The sequence below is a fragment of the Mangrovibacter sp. MFB070 genome (assembly GCF_000705335.1).
In the GTDB taxonomy this organism is placed as follows: Bacteria; Pseudomonadota; Gammaproteobacteria; order Enterobacterales; family Enterobacteriaceae; genus Mangrovibacter; species Mangrovibacter plantisponsor.
Window position 1 is genome coordinate 1 of record NZ_JJMI01000009.1, and the last position, 15,779, is coordinate 15,779.

Consider the following 15,779-nt stretch of genomic DNA (forward strand, 5'->3'; position numbering starts at 1 on the left):
ATGGTGGCGCTGGGCCAGCGCTTTGACAGTGGTTTTGGTGAACTGGAAGCGCACTACGGTATGGCCCGCCTGTCCGGCAGTGGCGGCAACGCCATGAGCCGCGCCGGGGACAACGGGCTGACCGGCGGTTACAGCCAGTTCTTCGGGCTGAGCCACCACCTGAGCCTGGGAGATAACCTGGGCTGGCACAACAGCCTGCGTTACGACCGCCACCAGCTGGACAGCCGCCGCGACATCCGCTTTGAAGGGGTGCGCAACAGTGCCCGCAGCGACGTGCACATTCAGCAGCTGGCACTGCGCAGTGAAGGGGCGAAAACCCTGAAGCTGGGCGATAACCTGCATGTGAAACCGTTCGCTGGCGTGGCGCTGCGCCACCAGATGACCGGCGGCATGCAGGAGCGCGGAGCAGGGGATTTCAACCTGAGCATGCAGCGTTACACGGAAACGGCGGTGGACGCGGTAACCGGGCTGCACCTGAACTGGTCCGGTGACCGTGGCTGGGGCGCGCAGGCGGTACTGGAAGCGGGGCCGAACCTGGCATTCAGCCGCCAGGGGCGCACGGCCAGCCTGGCAGGAGCCTCAGGGCAGCAGTTCCGGGTGGAAGACGGCAAACGCGGTGGCGGGGTGAACAGCCAGGCCACGGCGGGCGCGCACTACCGCCAGGGCAGCCTGGACATTGGGGCGAATGCGTTCCACTGGCGTGAAGACGGCGCACAGGACAAAGGCTTCCTGTTAAACCTGACGCACCATTTCTGATAATTTCGGCAAACCGCAGGTAAACCACGGGAAGTGCAGGCATAACCGTACTTCCCGTGGTTCTTCAATATACCGATATAAAAAAAGCACTGCGCAGTGCAGTGCTTTGGTTGCAAACCAACAAGGTTACTTAGCGGGTATGCAGTCATTTTACCTCTTGGTATACCAGAGGTTTTTTATACAATCAGCCTTTCAGTGCGGCCAGTGCAGCACTGTAATCTGGCTCTTCGGTGATTTCATTGACCAGTTGGCTGAAAATCACTTCATCTTTCTCGTTGATCACGACAACAGCACGGGCGGTCAGGCCTTTCAGTGCACCATCATCAATCCCCACACCATAAGTATCCTGGAATTCAGGGTGGCGCAGAGTAGAAAGTGTCACGACGTTGCTGAGGCCTTCAGCGCCACAGAAGCGAGACTGGGCAAATGGCAGGTCAGCAGAAATGCACAACACAACGGTGTTATCCATTTCAGTAGCCAGTTGGTTAAATTTGCGAACAGATGCCGCGCAAACACCAGTATCAATGCTTGGGAAAATATTCAGAACTTTACGTTTACCCGCGTAGTGGCTCAGGGAGATATCTGCAAGGTCTTTTGCGACCAGAGTGAATGCCGCAGCAGCACTACCAGCCTGAGGGATCTGACCTTTAACGGCAACCGGGTTACCCTGAAAATGAACGAGTTGTGACATAGTTATTTTCCTGTTCTCATATTGTTAACGCTTAAGCTAGTGTAAGCCAACTCATAGCGAATGAATATAAAAAATTATTTACATCCCGGCAATTGTAGCCCCAAAACAGTTAACAGAGAGCCGCAGGAGAGGTATTTACACCAGAATTCTGAACCGATGTCCGTGAAGCTAATCTGGGGCAAGGGTATATACTGCATGAAACATAAAAGGGAAAAACCGTGATGAAAAATATCAGTGTGTACGAGGAATCATGGCCACTTAATACCCCCTTTACGATTGCCCGCGGAACGCGTGAACAGGCTACTGTTGTGGTGGTCGAAGTCATGGATGAATCTGGGGTCAAAGGTGTAGGGGAGTGCACACCTTATTTGCGTTATGGGGAAACAGCGGCTTCGGTGATGGCTCAGGTGGTAAGTATCCTGCCTGCCCTGGAGCTGGGAATGAACCGTAATGAATTGCAGGATGCACTGCCTGCAGGTGCCGCCCGCAACGCAGTAGACTGTGCATTATGGGATCTTGAGGCCCGCCTCGCAGGGCTGGCGCTGCCGCAATACCTGCAAACCCCCTTGCCAGAAAGTGTGGTAATGGCGCAAACCGTGGTCATCGATACCCCGGAGCGTATGGCGCAGGCAGCACAGCGGCTCTGGTTGAGTGGTGCGCATTTATTGAAAGTAAAACTCGACGACCGCCTGATAACGGAGCGCATGGTTGCTATTTGTGCCGCGGTGCCGGATGCAACACTGATTGTTGATGCTAACGAATCATGGCATGTGGAAGGGCTTGCAGCCCGTTGCCAACTGCTTGCAGACCTTAAAGTGGCTATGCTGGAGCAACCCTTGCCAGCCAGTGAAGACTCCGCACTGGCCAATTTTATTCACCCATTGCCTGTGTGTGCAGATGAATCCTGCCATACGCGGTCACACCTGGAAGCGCTGTCTGGCTACTATGACATGGTCAATATTAAGCTTGATAAAACGGGTGGGCTGACAGAGGCATTATTATTACAACAGGCGGCAATAGCTGCAGGTTTTGAGATTATGTTAGGTTGCATGCTGTGTACCTCACGAGCTATCACTGCAGCGTTACCATTAGTACCTTCAGCCCGTTTTTTGGACCTGGATGGCCCAACGTGGCTGGCAGTGGATGTTGAGCCCGGGCTTAACTTCACACCGGGCATGTTACATTTTTAACCCTTATAAGTAAGCAGGCTGGTAAATCCATCCAGATAACGCTCGCAGGCGAGGTCTGCTGATACCGGTGGTAGTTCGGCTGTAATACACGGCAGGCTGTTATCTTTGCACCAACTGCCAAATGAACCCGGCGTGGCATAACCCACGCTGGTAACCAGGGGTAACATCAGTGTGGTTGCCAGCCATTCCCCGAGTGGTGTGCGGTATGGGTCTTCAACGCAGGCTAATGGCTCATGAAATGACACCGCCCAGGCCGGTTTTATTCGGGTGATTAACTGGCACAATGCCTGGGTTTCTGGCTCGGAACCGGCAAATTCACCTGCTGAGAGTTTTACATCACGAACCGGTGCCTGCGTGTTCCAGCGATAAACTGTCTCGCCAGGTTTCCAGTTAGCTGCCGGAAAATTCCGGTTCAAATCCACTCCGCGCAAGTTGGCACGCAAACCACTCTGGCAACCATCCGGGTTAACACAAAGAATGACATGGTGGCGGCGGTGTGTTTCTTCTAAAGTGCGCAGTGCACAGGATAAGGTGATAACGCTTGCGGTTTCGTCACCGTGTGTTCCGGCCATAATCAACCCTGCGGAGGGTTGCATTTCTGTGGCCGGGTACCAGAGCAACTGAGCTCCACCAACGCTGGCGCCGTATTGTTGTGCGGGTGTCTGGAAATTACCGCGGAATTGTCTCGCACGTGAAAGTGGCATAAATCACCTTGTTGTCAGAAAACGTTAACCGGGACGCATCAGTTTGAGCGGCTGTCTGGCAGGCGTTCGTGCAGTTTGCCGCAAAACTTACAACAAAGTATTACAGAATATTTGCAATTCTTCCTATCAAAACAAATAATTATCAAAAGTTCCGATCAGTGCGGAAAAGATAGAATCTAACCAGGGCTGCCAAATGAAACTTGTTACCCGAATGCTTTGCAGTGTGATTATCGTTGGTGGAGCCACAGCGGCTACCTTTGCTGCCGATGTGCCGCCAGGAACTCAACTTGCTGCACAGCAGGAATTAAATCGCCATATTAAAGATGAACCTGCATCACTGGACCCTGCTAAAGCAGTTGGGTTACCGGAAATTCAGGTAATTCGTGATTTGTTTGAAGGGCTTACTAATCAGGATGCTACCGGAGCACTGATCCCCGGTGTGGCAACAAAGTGGCAGACCAATAACAACCGTATCTGGACGTTCACTCTGAGGCCCGATGCCCGCTGGTCTGACGGTTCTCCGGTCACTGCAGAAGACTTTGTTTATAGCTGGCGCCGCCTGGTAGACCCGAAGACCAGCTCACCTTTTGCATCATTTGCTGCATTAGCCGGAATAGATAATGCCCAGGCTATTATTGAAGGGAAAATGGCTCCGGAAAAGCTGGGTGTCAGTGCGCTTGACAGCCGAACCCTGCAGGTACAGCTTGATAAAAACGTGCCTTTTTTCCCACTGCTAACAGCCAGCTTTGCGCTTTATCCAGTAAAACAGGCAACAGTGGAAAAATATGGTAATGACTGGACGCGACCGGGAAACCTGGTGGGTAATGGCGCTTTTGTACTGGCTTCCAGAGTCGTCAATGAGAAACTGGTCGTAACACCTAACAGGCAGTATTGGGATAATGCCAAAACAGTACTCACCAAAGTGACATTTATTCCGATTAACCAGGAATCATCGGCAACTAAGCGTTATTTGTCCGGTGGCATTGATATAACTGAGTCCTTCCCGAAGAATATGTACCACAAGCTGCTGGAAACTATTCCAGGGCAAGTCTATACACCGCCTCAGTTAGGCACATATTACTACGCGTTTAATACTCAAAAAGGGCCGACAGCAGATCAACGCGTGCGTGTAGCGCTTAGTCTGACTATTGACCGCGATATTATTGCTCATAAGGTTCTGGGTACCGGCGAAAAACCCGCCTGGCATTTTACGCCAGATGTTACTCAAGGGTTCACGCCACAACCGGCTTTATTCCAGGAAATGACGCAGGAAGAGCGAGATTCGCAGGCAAAAATGTTGCTGAAAGCTGCAGGCTACGGGCCTGAAAAACCGCTTAAGCTTTCACTGCTGTACAATACGTCAGAAAACCACCAAAAAATTGCCATTGCCATTGCTTCAATGTGGCGTAAAGCACTGGGTGCTGAAGTCACCCTTAAAAACCAGGAGTGGAAGACATATCTCGATAGCCGCCGTAGCGGGGACTTTGATGTTATCCGTGCTTCATGGATTGGTGATTACAATGAAGCATCAACATTTTTATCTCTTCTGACATCCACTAACAGTGGCAACATTTCTCGTTTCAGCTCCAGTGCTTACGACAAAATTATTGCCCAGGCTGCCAGTGAAACAAACGAAAAAGCGCGCAATAAAGACTATGATGAAGCCGAAAAAATCCTCGCGGAACAGGCCCCAATTGCGCCGATTTACCAGTACACCAACGGGCGTTTGATTAAACCCTGGGTTAAAGGTTACCCAATAGACAACCCTGAAGATGTCGCTTACAGCCGGACAATGTACATCATTAAGCATTAACGCAGGCTATGCTGCAGGCGGGGTTGTGCCAGGATTAGGCCACAATTTGTGATGCCGGGCGATTTTTGCCCACAGGAGTGTTGATCAGATTTATCTGATATCTTATTATCGTTTTGCCCCCAAAGAGCTAACACCACATTGTGAGTGCCGGAGATAAGCGCCGGAGGGGCAAATCCCTCTTATCTGCCTCTGAAGTTCATCGTCTCTATTATCTTTTAGCCAACCATTAGCATCAAAGCTCGTCCATTCTGTATGTTACAACCATTGCACCATGGATTATGGGAAGGCAAGATAGCGCCTGAATAAAAAGGAGATTGTATGCAGGAACTCATGCATTTTGCCGGGCGTTACGGCATTAATTTAACTAACTCAATGGCGCTGGTATCGGTATTAGCGATCATTTTGTTTACGGCTGTCGTTGTTCACCTCATTTTACACCGCCTGGTGTTACGTGCTTTTGAAAAGCGCGCGCAAAGCAGTAACAAGCTCTGGCTGCAGGTTATTACCCAGCACCATCTGTTTCGCCGCCTGGCCTTCGTGCTGCAGGGTATTATTGTGCACATTCAGGCTTTACTGTGGTTAGAGGTGGGGAGTGAAGCCAGTTTGTTTTTACTCACTGCAGCACAGTTATGGGTGATGCTGTATGGGCTGCTGGCCTTTTTCTCCCTGATGGACGTCTCATTTGTGGTTTCCCGCAAACTGCCATTCGCCGGGAATCTGCCGCTTAAAGGGATTGTCCAGAGCATGAAACTGCTCAGTGCCATCGTGATTGGCATCATGATGATTTCAGTATTAATTGGCAAATCACCGGCGATTTTGATTAGTGGCCTGGGGGCCATGGCTGCGGTGCTCATGTTGGTATTTAAAGACCCCATTCTTGGCCTGGTGGCTGGAATCCAGCTTTCAGCCAACCGTATGCTAAACCAGGGGGACTGGCTGGAAATGCCCAAATATGGCGCTGACGGTGCCGTTACCGATATTGGGCTGACAACGGTGAAGGTCAGAAACTGGGATAACACGATTACCACTATCCCAACCTATGCACTGGTTTCCGACGCATTTAAAAACTGGCAGGGGATGTCGGAGTCTGGCGGGCGCCGCATTAAACGCAGCATTAATATTGATACCACCAGCATCCATTTTCTCTCTGACGATGAACTGGCACACTTGCAGCACTCGCGTATTTTAACGCCTTATTTAGCACAGAAAAACGACGAGTTATCAGCCTGGAACCGGGAAAATGACCACGAGTCTGGATCAGTACTTAATATGCGGCAAATGACTAATGTCGGTACCTTTCGCGCCTATTTGACTGCGTACCTGAACCAGCACCCGAAAATTCACCCTGACATGACTACCATGGTTCGCCAGTTATCCCCCGGAGTGGATGGCTTACCGCTGGAGATTTATGCATTCACCAATACTGTCGCCTGGCTTGAATATGAAGCCATCCAGGCAGATATCTTTGACCATATCTATGCAGTAATTGGTGAATTTGGTTTACGTGTGCACCAGTCGCCAACGGGGAATGATATGCGCAACCTTGCTACCTCTGCGCGTACTGGCTCGTAGCCGTATCACGCTTCGCGGATAACAAATAATGCCAGTGGCGTTTTCATTAAACTAAGCAGTTGAAATTGTGTGGCAGCGGTAACATCGCGTGTGATTTTGCCACCGTGCCACACAATATTTCCGATATAGCCCAGTTGCCGCCATACCACTAAAATGGGCACCAATAACGCAGCGATAGCGTCATTTTGCTGGCATTCCAGTGTGGCGTAATTTTCATCATCGAGCTCATTAATAAATATTTGAATCCCTTCATGGGGAAGCAGTGCTTTGATGTCGCCAAGAATGGCAGCACTAACGGAGCGAGAGAGTCGCAGGTTGACTCGTGGGTTATGTGTCCAGTTATCAGTCATCTGGTACCATTGCGATGTAATTTATAATACACCCAGTATATCAATATTTAAGCCTGTTTTACTGTTTGCTCTTTTACCGGGTTATTTGCCGGGAAGAACATCTGGTATTGGTTGCGGCCACTATGTTTTGCGTAATATAGCGCGCTGTCTGCCCGGGAAACCAACTGGCTGGCAGTCAACCCGGGCGACCATTCTGCAATACCAATACTTACTGTCACTTTATTGGTAACATCTGAAGCCATGTGCTCAATATTTCGCATGCTGAGTGCGCTTTGTATCCGCTTTGCAATGTCGGCTGCGTCCGTGGCCGATGCCTGGGGCAATAAAACAATAAATTCCTCACCGCCAAACCGCCCAACTAAATCCAGGTTAGCCCGAACTGCGTTTTCAATAGATTCCGCAACCTGAATCAGGCATGAGTCACCTGCCTGGTGACCATAAAAATCATTGTAGTTTTTGAATTTATCGACATCGAGCATAAGCATTGAGAAGGCGCTGTCGCCCTGTTGAAAAGAAGCGCGCTGCACGGCCTTATCTAACATGACCTGGAAAGCCCTGCGGTTAGCTAAACCAGTAAGAGGGTCACAATTGGCCTGAATTTCCAGGCGTTGAATCAAATCGTTATTTTCTTGTTCCCGGTGTATGGCGAGAACAAACCAGGTATTGAGCATGCGCCGGGCAGATTCAACCAATAAAGCCAGAGCAATATAAGCCAGTACATTCACTACGGTGATGTAGCTGGTGAAAACCAGGCTGGTAATAATAATGGCAGCCTGAAGTGGCACACTGAACAAAAACCACGCCAGAGCATCAACATAAAGTGCTATCAACCCGGTAAGCAATAAGATAGACGCAAGAGCGAAAATAACCGGGCGCCCGCCACTGGCAAACAACAAAAACAATACCAGGCACCAGTTCAGGCTGAGGATTAGCATCGTTACGCGCAGCATAGTCCATATATTACGCGAGAGCCTGTCTGGTGAATATTTCAGCATATACAGCACCGCAGCGCTTATCACCATGACTGCAAATAGTGGTAAATGTGAGAAATCCGCACGCCCGGCCGGAATGGCAAGATTTACGCTGGGGTTAAAATAGTAACGGACTAAAATGACGATACTGAACAAAAGGTTAACCCACAGAAACCAGTTGGCACTCATAATAATGGCGTGCTGGCGTGTCTGCTCATAGCGCAAGTCAAATGCCTTACATACTTTACGTCTGAACAAATCAGCTTCCTTTTGGGTAAAGTGTTACATACCAATGCTACAAAGGATTTTAGTAGAATGTTATATAAGATGTAATATTTTGCTAAATTAATAGTAAAAACTGAGTCATAGCTTCATCTGCATAACACAATGATGGAACACAAAGAGTGAACAGGGGGTAGATTTGAGTGGGTTAACCGGGCGAGATTTTTTCGTTTCTGATGCCGTTTTTACCTGGCGTTTTGATGGCATGGGTGGCATCGCGCCGTTAGAGCAATCCGAATGTGTTGATAAGCAACATCCATGCTGGCTGCATCTTAATTATACCCATCCGCAAAGTGCCGACTGGCTGGCTAATTCCCCTCTGTTACCGGATATGGCAAGAGACTTGCTGGCCGGAGAAAGCCTGCGCCCACGCGTTACCCGCATGGGTGAAGGTACCTTCATTACTCTGCGCTGCATCAATGGCAGTACAGATGAACGCCCGGACCAACTGGTCGCCATGCGGATGTATATCAATGAAAACATGATAATCACATCGCGGCAGCGTCAGGTTCTGGCTTTAGATGATGTGATTAATGACCTGAAATCCGGTACCGGAGCGAAAGATGTCGGCGGGTGGCTGGTTGATGTGTGTGATGCGTTAACTGACCATGCCAGTGAATTTATTGAACAACTCCATGATCAGATTATCGATCTGGAAGATGATTTGCTTGACCAGCAAATTCCTCAGCGTGGGCAACTTGCGTTATTGCGCAAGCAACTCATAGTAATGCGCCGTTATATGGCACCACAACGTGATGTGTTTGCGCGTCTTGCCAGTGAACGCCTGCCATGGATGGATGACGATGAAAGACGGCGAATGCAGGATATTGCAGACCGTTTGGGCCGTGGGCTGGATGAAATTGATGCCTGTATCGCACGTACTGCAATAATGGCCGATGAAATATCACAAATGATGCAGGAATCATTATCCCGTCGCTCTTATACCATGTCGCTTATGGCTATGGTCTTTCTTCCGAGTACATTTCTGACAGGTTTGTTTGGCGTTAATCTCGGCGGTATTCCTGGTGGTAGCTGGGGGTTTGGCTTTGCATTTTTCTGCCTTATGTTGGTAATTCTTGTTGTCGCTGTTATTGTGTGGTTAAAACGTAGTAACTGGCTGTAAACAACAAGAATTATCGAACTAAAGGGGCAATTATATTGAGCCATATCAATAAATTTGCCTGATGAAAAAGGCAATATCAATTTCGCAGGTGAATGCAACGTCAAGCGATGGGCGTTGCGCTCCATATTGTCTTACTTCCTTTTTTGAATTACTGCATAGCAAGATTAATTCGTACGACGCCGACAAAATTTGTCGGCTTTTTTTTGCCTGTTTTCCGGGGCGTTCTAAGCTTATGCAGGAAGCAAAAGGAGGTGATATGAAATGTGACCCTTTTCCCGCGGAGCCGGTGCCTGTAACCAAACCACACCCGCGGCCTGACCCTGTGCCTCATGAGCCTGTACCGGATCCTGATCCGCACCCTTTGGTGCATTAGTTGTAGGTATAAAACACGCATGTAACCCGCGGGGCCGCAGCCGGGGGGTATCAGGTGAATTAACACATCAGGAAACGGGGCGGAGATATAAAACGGGCCTGGTAGCCCGTTTTGTATCCATCAATTATTTTACTTCCAGGATATCCAGGCGCTGAGTTTTCGATTCGCTGTCTTCTTCCCAGCCAACCGGGGTTAATGGGATCTCCTGGCGGTCAAAAGCCAGATCGCCACCATCAACAACCTCACTACCGTGGTGAATCCCTTTGAAATCGAATAATTCCGTGTCACAAAGGTGAGAAGGAACAACATCCTGCATGGCGCGAAACATGGTCTCAATACGGCCCGGGTAGCGCTTATCCCAGTCACGCAGCATGTCGCCAATCACCTGGCGCTGTAAATTAGGCTGCGAACCACACAGGTTACACGGAATAATTGGAAATGCTTTTGCCGTGGAGAACCGCTCAATATCTTTTTCTCTGCAGTAGGCAAGGGGGCGAATAACAATATGTTTGCCATCATCGCTCATCAGTTTGGGTGGCATGCCTTTAAGCTTGCCGCCATAAAACATGTTGAGAAACAGGGTTTGCAGAATGTCATCACGGTGGTGACCGAGCGCAATTTTGGTTGCACCAAGTTCAGTCGCTGTACGGTACAAAATACCACGCCGTAAACGTGAGCAAAGTGAACAGGTCGTTTTGCCTTCAGGAATTTTGTCTTTGACAATAGAGTACGTATTCTCTTCAACAATTTTGTACTCAACGCCAATGGTATCAAGGTATTCAGGCAGAATATGCTCGGGGAAACCAGGCTGTTTCTGGTCAAGGTTTACTGCAATCAGCGTAAAATTTACTGGTGCGCTTTGCTGCAGGTTACGCAGTATTTCAAGCATGGTGTAACTGTCTTTCCCGCCAGAAAGGCAAACCATAATGCGATCGCCTTCTTCTATCATATTGAAATCAGCGATAGCTTCACCCACATTGCGCCGCAGACGCTTTTGCAGTTTATTCAGGTTGTATTGTTCTTTCTTGGTAACGTCTTGATTATCTTGCATTTATTACTACCTTCGGAGCCAATAGGGGCATAATAGGGGCAAAATTTTTTAAAGCGCCAGCTTATTGTTAAGCATCAACACCTGTTCGCCGTTCAATTCTTCAATCCACGCACCGTAGACTTCATAAACCATTTGCGCATTTTCATGCCCCATCTGGCTCGCAATGAAAGAGGGGTTAGCGCCGGCAGATAAAAGCCAGCAGGCAAAAGTATGCCGCGTATGGTACGGATTCCGGCGACGAATGCCAGCACGTTTTATAGCTGCGTTGAATCTCGCACCGATGCTCGATAAAGAGTAGTAGGCTTTCTGTTCGCCTCTACGCATTCTGGGCATAAACACAAAGTGCATGTTTTGATATTCCATTGACCATACTCCCGATGATAAAAAATAATCCCTGTTTTAGGTTTCATCGCCGTAAGTGCTTGTTGGGCTTTTAATGCGTCCAGTGCTGGTTCGAGCAGTGTAATGACTCGATCTCCCGCATCTGTTTCCTGAAGGGGACTTTCGCCCCCAGTTAGTTATTCGTTGGCACTGACTGTGACTTTGCATGAACCACTGGCGCCACTATCAAGTGCAGTACAGGTAATGGTTGCTTTTCCTTCGATCATTGCCGTTAACCGTGCTCAGGAACAGGCAGCAGTTTCACAATCCAGTGCAGAGAAGGCTACAACAGAAGCTGACCGTGTCCGCGCCGAAGCCGACAGGGCAGAAGAGGCGGCAGAAAGGGGTTGCGCAAGATGCAAGTGTTATTTGGGAGGTACTTGGTGTGCCCCCCGCCACAAGGGCTGCCCTGAAGAAGAGTGTCATCGATCCTGCTGATTTCAACGCAATGCCTGCGGCAGTTGAAAATTCACGGAACCTCAATACCTTGTTTACACCAGGAACATACTATCCCTTTTCATTTGGTACTGTGTCTGGCGGATACCCTGATAATTTCATCTATGGGTACGTAAAGGTGGTGAATGCAGGGAACAGAACAATTATCCAGACCATTGAAAGCCATGATGGCAGAATTTTTATGAGGGCGGGGAAAACAGATAACACAGGCGTGGGATATACGTTCGGTGCCTGGAATGTAATGACGGGTTCGGCCTTGCGTGTACAGAATATGAGTGCCTAGGCTGCTGCAGTATTCACATCTAAAACTACGCTTATGGCTTCCGCTGAGGCAGAAATTACGCCTCTGGCGCGTGCAGTTAAATTTGACATGGCAACGCAAGCGGAGGTTGTGAGACTGGAAGCGCTGGAACGCTACACAGTGCTCCTGAACCGCGTAGACTGCACCAACCCTGAAGATAGAGACCAGCATTATCACTTTTCGTGATATATCAACAGAAGAGGGTGAAAACCGAGTTTTTATGTTGTTTAATCCGAATTGATATAGGGAATATTAGTGAGTCGTGTGTCTGCTAAGTGCCAGAAGCGGACTTTGGTAAATCTTCACAGAATCAACTAATGATCATGACCCGCTCTCTGTAGATTGGTTAAGAGACAACAAACCTGCGCATTTTAAGATATGAGCTAATTGCTTTTATAAAATACTGTAGATTGGCCTAGTGCTAATAGAGTAAATTAATTACAGATTAATTGGATGGATGGTTGCCTGAGGTAACTTCACTTATTGCAAACTGAACTTTCTGTTGGAGGCTGTGGGGACTGGAATGGGGCGGAGATCAGGATTTGAAGGCTTTATACGTGCTACAGGCAGAGCCGTTGCAGCAGCAGAGCGTGAGCGTAAGAGGTCTGAGCGCCATCATTTTGCCGAGGTTCGCCGTATTGAGCGCGAAATAAAACGTGATAATGCTCAGAGACTTCGTGAGCAAAAAGAGGCTGATAAGTTAGCAAAAGCCATGTATTTGGAAGAGCGTCAAGATGAAGTTTCCGATCTTAACGCTGAGCTGAACGAGAATATCTCCGCGCTTTCTACACTTCTGGAACATACTCTAGAATTTGATGATTCGATTGATTTTTCGTCACTGAAAAAACACCCAAAATTCGAAGACTTCAAAACGCCCAAGCATCTCTTACCAGACCCAGAACCAGAGATGAAAATCGTGAAAGCCCCAGCAGCATGGAAGACTATTTTCCCATGGGTTAAGAACAAATATTATCGAGAATTGCAGAGTGCAGAAGAATCTTTCAGTAAAAGCAAGGAAGATCATTCAGTTAAACTTTCAAGTCAGAAAGTTGAGCTTGATGCTTTAGTTGCTGATTATCAGACCCGAAGAACTGCTTATCTCGAAGAAATAAAAAGTCAGCACGACGAAGTTGACCAGTTTGAGCAAGACTACCTCAACTGCGATCCTGACAGCGTGCTGGCATATTGCGAAATGGTGTTGACACGGTCTGAATATCCTGAAAATGGCTTCCCACAAACCTTTAGGTTGGCCTATTTACCTGACAGCAAGGAGTTGTTGGTTGAATACAACTTACCTGAAATTGCAGTAGTACCACGCGAGTTGGAATACAAATATGTCAAAACGAGAGATGCCATCGATGCCAAGGCGCGAAAGATTGGCGAGATAAAAGAACTCTATCAAAACATAATCGCCGCAATCACACTCCGCACAATGCATGAGCTTTTCGAAGCTGACAAGGCATCTGCTTTAACGTCAGTACTGTTTAACGGTGTAATCGAAACTATCGATCCTACAAGTGGGCATGATACCAAAGTCACATTAGTATCTGCCCGTGCTTACAAGGACGATTTCATGCAAATAAAACTGGAAAGGGTTGAAAAAAGCGCATGCCTTAGAAGTTTAGGTGCACAAGTTTCAGGGCGACCAGATGAACTCCAGGCTGTAAAGCCTATTATCGAATTCAACATGGTTGATAAACGCTTTATTGAACAAGGTGATGCTTTATCAGCCCTTGAAACGCGACCAAACCTTATGGAACTTTCACCGTCAGAATTTGAGGTGTTAGTATCAAATCTTTTCACTCAAATGGGACTGGATACCAAACTCACTAGAGGTACAAAAGACGGTGGCGTTGATGCGGTGGCATTCGACACACGCCCGATACTCGGTGGCAAAGTGGTGATTCAGGCTAAAAGATATAAAGATACTGTCGGTGTCAGTTCTGTTAGAGATCTTTATGGAACAATGATGAATGAAGGTGCTAACAAAGGTATTCTGGTGTGTACAAGTCAATATGGTAAAGATGCATATCGTTTCTGCGAAGACAAACCAATCGAACTTATTGATGGTGGCGGGCTTCTTTACCTCTTAAAAGAGCATGCTGGGGTATCAGCACGTATCAACCCCAATTTTTAATTACTGTCCCAGGTTCGGACTAATATTTATCGCAAATGTTTACAAATAGAAATTCAGCACAAGCTTTTTAGTCGAGTAATTCAAGGATGTTAGCTTAGGGCAGATAATTCCTGCCCTTTTGGCTAACCATTAAACTGACATGCTCCCCATAGTTCAGTGTGCATTCCGAACCTCCGCTTCTCGCTCATAACGGACCCGGTAGCCAGTCCTGGGGAGAATGATATGGTTCTCATTTTTTAATATTCATTGTTATGACTAACTTAAAAGTCTCGGTACTATTGAAGCAATTTTTCCTTGGCCACCTGTAATGCTTCTTGTAACCATTCAAGACTGATTGGGGTGTTACTGTTTGAAAATTCGACTTTTAAATTATTTTCCCCTTCTTCTTGATGTATGAGCCCAATAAATGCATCATCACAGTAAATTTCGGCAATGAGTTTTTCGTAACCTATGTCACTTGCGATAACAACTTTCATTGTATTTTTATTATTCATAAGTATTAATTTTTATTTTTCATTACTGGTGAGAAAACTGTATGTTAGTGTTTAAAAAAGATAATTCACTGATAAGTTTCAGCTATTTTCTATAGTGAATCAGCTAAAGCCTCATGTGTTACGGCTTGCTGAGATATAAGAGCGCTGATGTCATGCTACGCATTATCAAAAATAGAAAAATATTCCAGTGTTATACTTGATTGCTTTGTTTATTTGAGTTAATACAATATCCACCATTTTTTCCTTACCGATAGTAAAATGATTTTCTATAATTATTTTGGCGTGATTTAGTTCATCACTTCCCACAATCTCTTCATCCTCAAACTCATCTATATACAGATCAAGGGATTTATTTAGTAATTCTATTAATCCTAAATTCATCATTGCACTGAAGTCGTCATCACTGATATTAATGTCAATCAGATCTCCATCAATGCAGTTATCAAAATCGAGCCGGGACATAGATTCTTGGCTGGTTGGTACTAAAATAGACTTCATTGCGCCACCCCCTGCTATAATTTTATTACGTATATAATAGATAATAAAAACAGATACTTAATGCATATAAAATAAATATCTGCATTGATTTGATAATCAACATACAGTTGAATATAAAGTAGTTAAAAAATCCGCAAAATCCTTATGTGATTCTATCACGTAGTCTGGCGCAACTCTGTCACGGATTTCGAAAATATCATCAGTAAAGTTGTAGCAAAACACAGACATGCCATCTTCGCCGATAATTACCTTATCAGTAAGATGTGGCGAGGCATAGATATCATTATCTCGATTGTCTAAATTTTGAATGTATATGTTGTCCCATGAGGGTATCCCATTTTCTGCCTGAGCAAGACTATAAATCGTTAGGCCATTGTATTCCAGTCCATCCATTTCATTAAATAGCTGCGCATATTCTGGTCTAATTGATAGAAGTTTCTGAATATCGTAGAATACTTTTTGTTTGGTCTCATCCCAATCGGCAGGGGGGAGGCTTTGCATCAAGTCTGACATAACTTTAGCAGGTACAGGATTAGTTACGTGATACTTGTCGGCAACCATAAGCTTCTTAAATTGGTTTATACACTGTTTGGTATCGTTCACATTGATCACCTATTTCCCTACTGGGTAAATGAC

At 47.0% G+C, this 15,779-nt stretch carries 16 protein-coding genes and 1 pseudogene; 8 read left to right on the plus strand and 9 right to left on the minus strand.

What is annotated here, in order from left to right; genetic code table 11:
* Positions 1–756: autotransporter domain-containing protein (locus tag DT73_RS03760; RefSeq protein ID WP_051691260.1), on the plus strand; the 756-nt coding region annotated here is incomplete at its 5' end.
* 184 nt (positions 757–940) lie between these two features.
* On the opposite strand, the gene tpx is transcribed toward DT73_RS03760, so the two are convergent.
* Positions 941–1,447, minus strand: coding sequence for a thiol peroxidase (gene tpx, locus DT73_RS03765; protein WP_036104160.1), 507 nt, complete (start codon positions 1,445–1,447; stop codon positions 941–943).
* Positions 1,448–1,668: 221 nt separating this feature from the next.
* On the opposite strand from tpx, the gene ycjG reads away from it, so the two are divergent.
* A complete protein-coding gene (gene ycjG / locus DT73_RS03770; protein WP_036104162.1) occupies positions 1,669–2,637 on the plus strand; it encodes an L-Ala-D/L-Glu epimerase in 969 nt (322 codons plus the stop codon).
* Here the strand turns inward: ycjG and mpaA are convergent.
* Positions 2,634–3,341, minus strand: coding sequence for a murein tripeptide amidase MpaA (gene mpaA, locus DT73_RS03775; RefSeq protein ID WP_036104164.1), 708 nt, complete (start codon positions 3,339–3,341; stop codon positions 2,634–2,636). The genes ycjG and mpaA overlap by 4 nt on opposite strands.
* Positions 3,342–3,552: 211 nt before the next feature.
* Here mpaA and DT73_RS03780 point away from each other — a divergent pair, with 211 nt between their 5' ends.
* On the plus strand, positions 3,553–5,154 hold the full coding sequence (locus tag DT73_RS03780) for an ABC transporter substrate-binding protein (protein ID WP_235234396.1): 1,602 nt from the start codon (positions 3,553–3,555) through the stop codon (positions 5,152–5,154).
* A gap of 318 nt (positions 5,155–5,472) precedes the next feature.
* Positions 5,473–6,726 (plus strand): mechanosensitive ion channel family protein, encoded by a 1,254-nt coding sequence (locus tag DT73_RS03785; RefSeq protein WP_036104170.1) that lies wholly within the window; start codon positions 5,473–5,475, stop codon positions 6,724–6,726.
* Between the two features lie 5 nt (positions 6,727–6,731).
* Here the strand turns inward: DT73_RS03785 and DT73_RS03790 are convergent, their stop codons facing one another.
* Together DT73_RS03790 and DT73_RS03795 are read right to left on the minus strand one after the other, a co-directional pair.
* Positions 6,732–7,076 carry a hypothetical protein gene (locus tag DT73_RS03790; protein WP_036104173.1) on the minus strand — a complete coding sequence of 115 codons (345 nt, stop codon included), beginning with the start codon at positions 7,074–7,076 and terminating at the stop codon, positions 6,732–6,734.
* Positions 7,077–7,123: 47 nt separating this feature from the next.
* A complete protein-coding gene (locus DT73_RS03795; RefSeq protein ID WP_072006899.1) occupies positions 7,124–8,305 on the minus strand; it encodes a GGDEF domain-containing protein in 1,182 nt (393 codons plus the stop codon).
* Positions 8,306–8,468: 163 nt separating this feature from the next.
* Between DT73_RS03795 and zntB the strand changes: the two genes are divergently transcribed.
* Positions 8,469–9,452 (plus strand): zinc transporter ZntB, encoded by a 984-nt coding sequence (zntB, locus tag DT73_RS03800; RefSeq protein WP_036104176.1) that lies wholly within the window; start codon positions 8,469–8,471, stop codon positions 9,450–9,452.
* Between the two features lie 497 nt (positions 9,453–9,949).
* On the opposite strand, the gene ttcA is transcribed toward zntB, so the two are convergent.
* Together ttcA and DT73_RS25350 are read right to left on the minus strand one after the other, a co-directional pair.
* A complete protein-coding gene (gene ttcA, locus DT73_RS03805; RefSeq protein ID WP_036104178.1) occupies positions 9,950–10,876 on the minus strand; it encodes a tRNA 2-thiocytidine(32) synthetase TtcA in 927 nt (308 codons plus the stop codon).
* Positions 10,877–10,924: 48 nt separating this feature from the next.
* A pseudogene (locus DT73_RS25350) lies at positions 10,925–11,367 on the minus strand (tyrosine-type recombinase/integrase); the annotation flags it as partial.
* Between the two features lie 191 nt (positions 11,368–11,558).
* Between DT73_RS25350 and DT73_RS03815 the strand changes: the two are divergent.
* The 3 genes from DT73_RS03815 (at position 11,559) to DT73_RS03820 (ending at position 14,151) form a co-directional block, all read left to right on the plus strand.
* Entirely contained in the window at positions 11,559–11,996 is a 438-nt protein-coding gene (locus tag DT73_RS03815; protein WP_152552478.1) for a pyocin knob domain-containing protein, read from the plus strand.
* A gap of 33 nt (positions 11,997–12,029) precedes the next feature.
* Positions 12,030–12,200, plus strand: a complete 171-nt coding sequence (locus DT73_RS25355; protein ID WP_084172233.1) for a tail fiber assembly protein — start codon at positions 12,030–12,032, stop codon at positions 12,198–12,200.
* A 337-nt stretch (positions 12,201–12,537) separates the two neighbouring features.
* Positions 12,538–14,151 (plus strand): restriction endonuclease, encoded by a 1,614-nt coding sequence (locus DT73_RS03820; protein ID WP_036104184.1) that lies wholly within the window; start codon positions 12,538–12,540, stop codon positions 14,149–14,151.
* Between the two features lie 275 nt (positions 14,152–14,426).
* Here the strand turns inward: DT73_RS03820 and DT73_RS03825 are convergent, their stop codons facing one another.
* The 3 genes from DT73_RS03825 to DT73_RS03835 form a co-directional block, all read right to left on the minus strand.
* Complete coding sequence (locus tag DT73_RS03825) at positions 14,427–14,645, minus strand: hypothetical protein (protein WP_036104187.1); 219 nt, start codon at positions 14,643–14,645, stop codon at positions 14,427–14,429.
* 165 nt (positions 14,646–14,810) lie between these two features.
* A complete protein-coding gene (locus tag DT73_RS03830) occupies positions 14,811–15,143 on the minus strand; it encodes a hypothetical protein (protein WP_036104190.1) in 333 nt (110 codons plus the stop codon).
* A 96-nt stretch (positions 15,144–15,239) separates the two neighbouring features.
* Positions 15,240–15,746: a YrhA family protein gene (locus tag DT73_RS03835; protein ID WP_036104199.1), complete on the minus strand. Its 507-nt coding sequence runs from the start codon at positions 15,744–15,746 to the stop codon at positions 15,240–15,242.
* Between the last annotated feature and the right edge of the window lie 33 nt (positions 15,747–15,779).

Excerpts from the sequence above, each read along its gene's own strand:
- ttcA (WP_036104178.1), bottom strand. The coding sequence starts at position 10,876 with ATGCAAGATAATCAAGACGTTACCAAGAAAGAACAATACAACCTGAAT.
- DT73_RS03825 (WP_036104187.1), bottom strand. The coding sequence starts at position 14,645 with ATGAATAATAAAAATACAATGAAAGTTGTTATCGCAAGTGACATAGGT.
- DT73_RS25355 (WP_084172233.1), top strand. The coding sequence starts at position 12,030 with ATGGCTTCCGCTGAGGCAGAAATTACGCCTCTGGCGCGTGCAGTTAAA.
- ycjG (WP_036104162.1), top strand. The coding sequence starts at position 1,669 with ATGAAAAATATCAGTGTGTACGAGGAATCATGGCCACTTAATACCCCC.
- DT73_RS03780 (WP_235234396.1), top strand. The coding sequence starts at position 3,553 with ATGCTTTGCAGTGTGATTATCGTTGGTGGAGCCACAGCGGCTACCTTT.
- tpx (WP_036104160.1), bottom strand. The coding sequence starts at position 1,447 with ATGTCACAACTCGTTCATTTTCAGGGTAACCCGGTTGCCGTTAAAGGT.
- DT73_RS03790 (WP_036104173.1), bottom strand. The coding sequence starts at position 7,076 with ATGACTGATAACTGGACACATAACCCACGAGTCAACCTGCGACTCTCT.
- DT73_RS03830 (WP_036104190.1), bottom strand. The coding sequence starts at position 15,143 with ATGAAGTCTATTTTAGTACCAACCAGCCAAGAATCTATGTCCCGGCTC.
- mpaA (WP_036104164.1), bottom strand. The coding sequence starts at position 3,341 with ATGCCACTTTCACGTGCGAGACAATTCCGCGGTAATTTCCAGACACCC.
- DT73_RS03820 (WP_036104184.1), top strand. The coding sequence starts at position 12,538 with ATGGGGCGGAGATCAGGATTTGAAGGCTTTATACGTGCTACAGGCAGA.
- DT73_RS03785 (WP_036104170.1), top strand. The coding sequence starts at position 5,473 with ATGCAGGAACTCATGCATTTTGCCGGGCGTTACGGCATTAATTTAACT.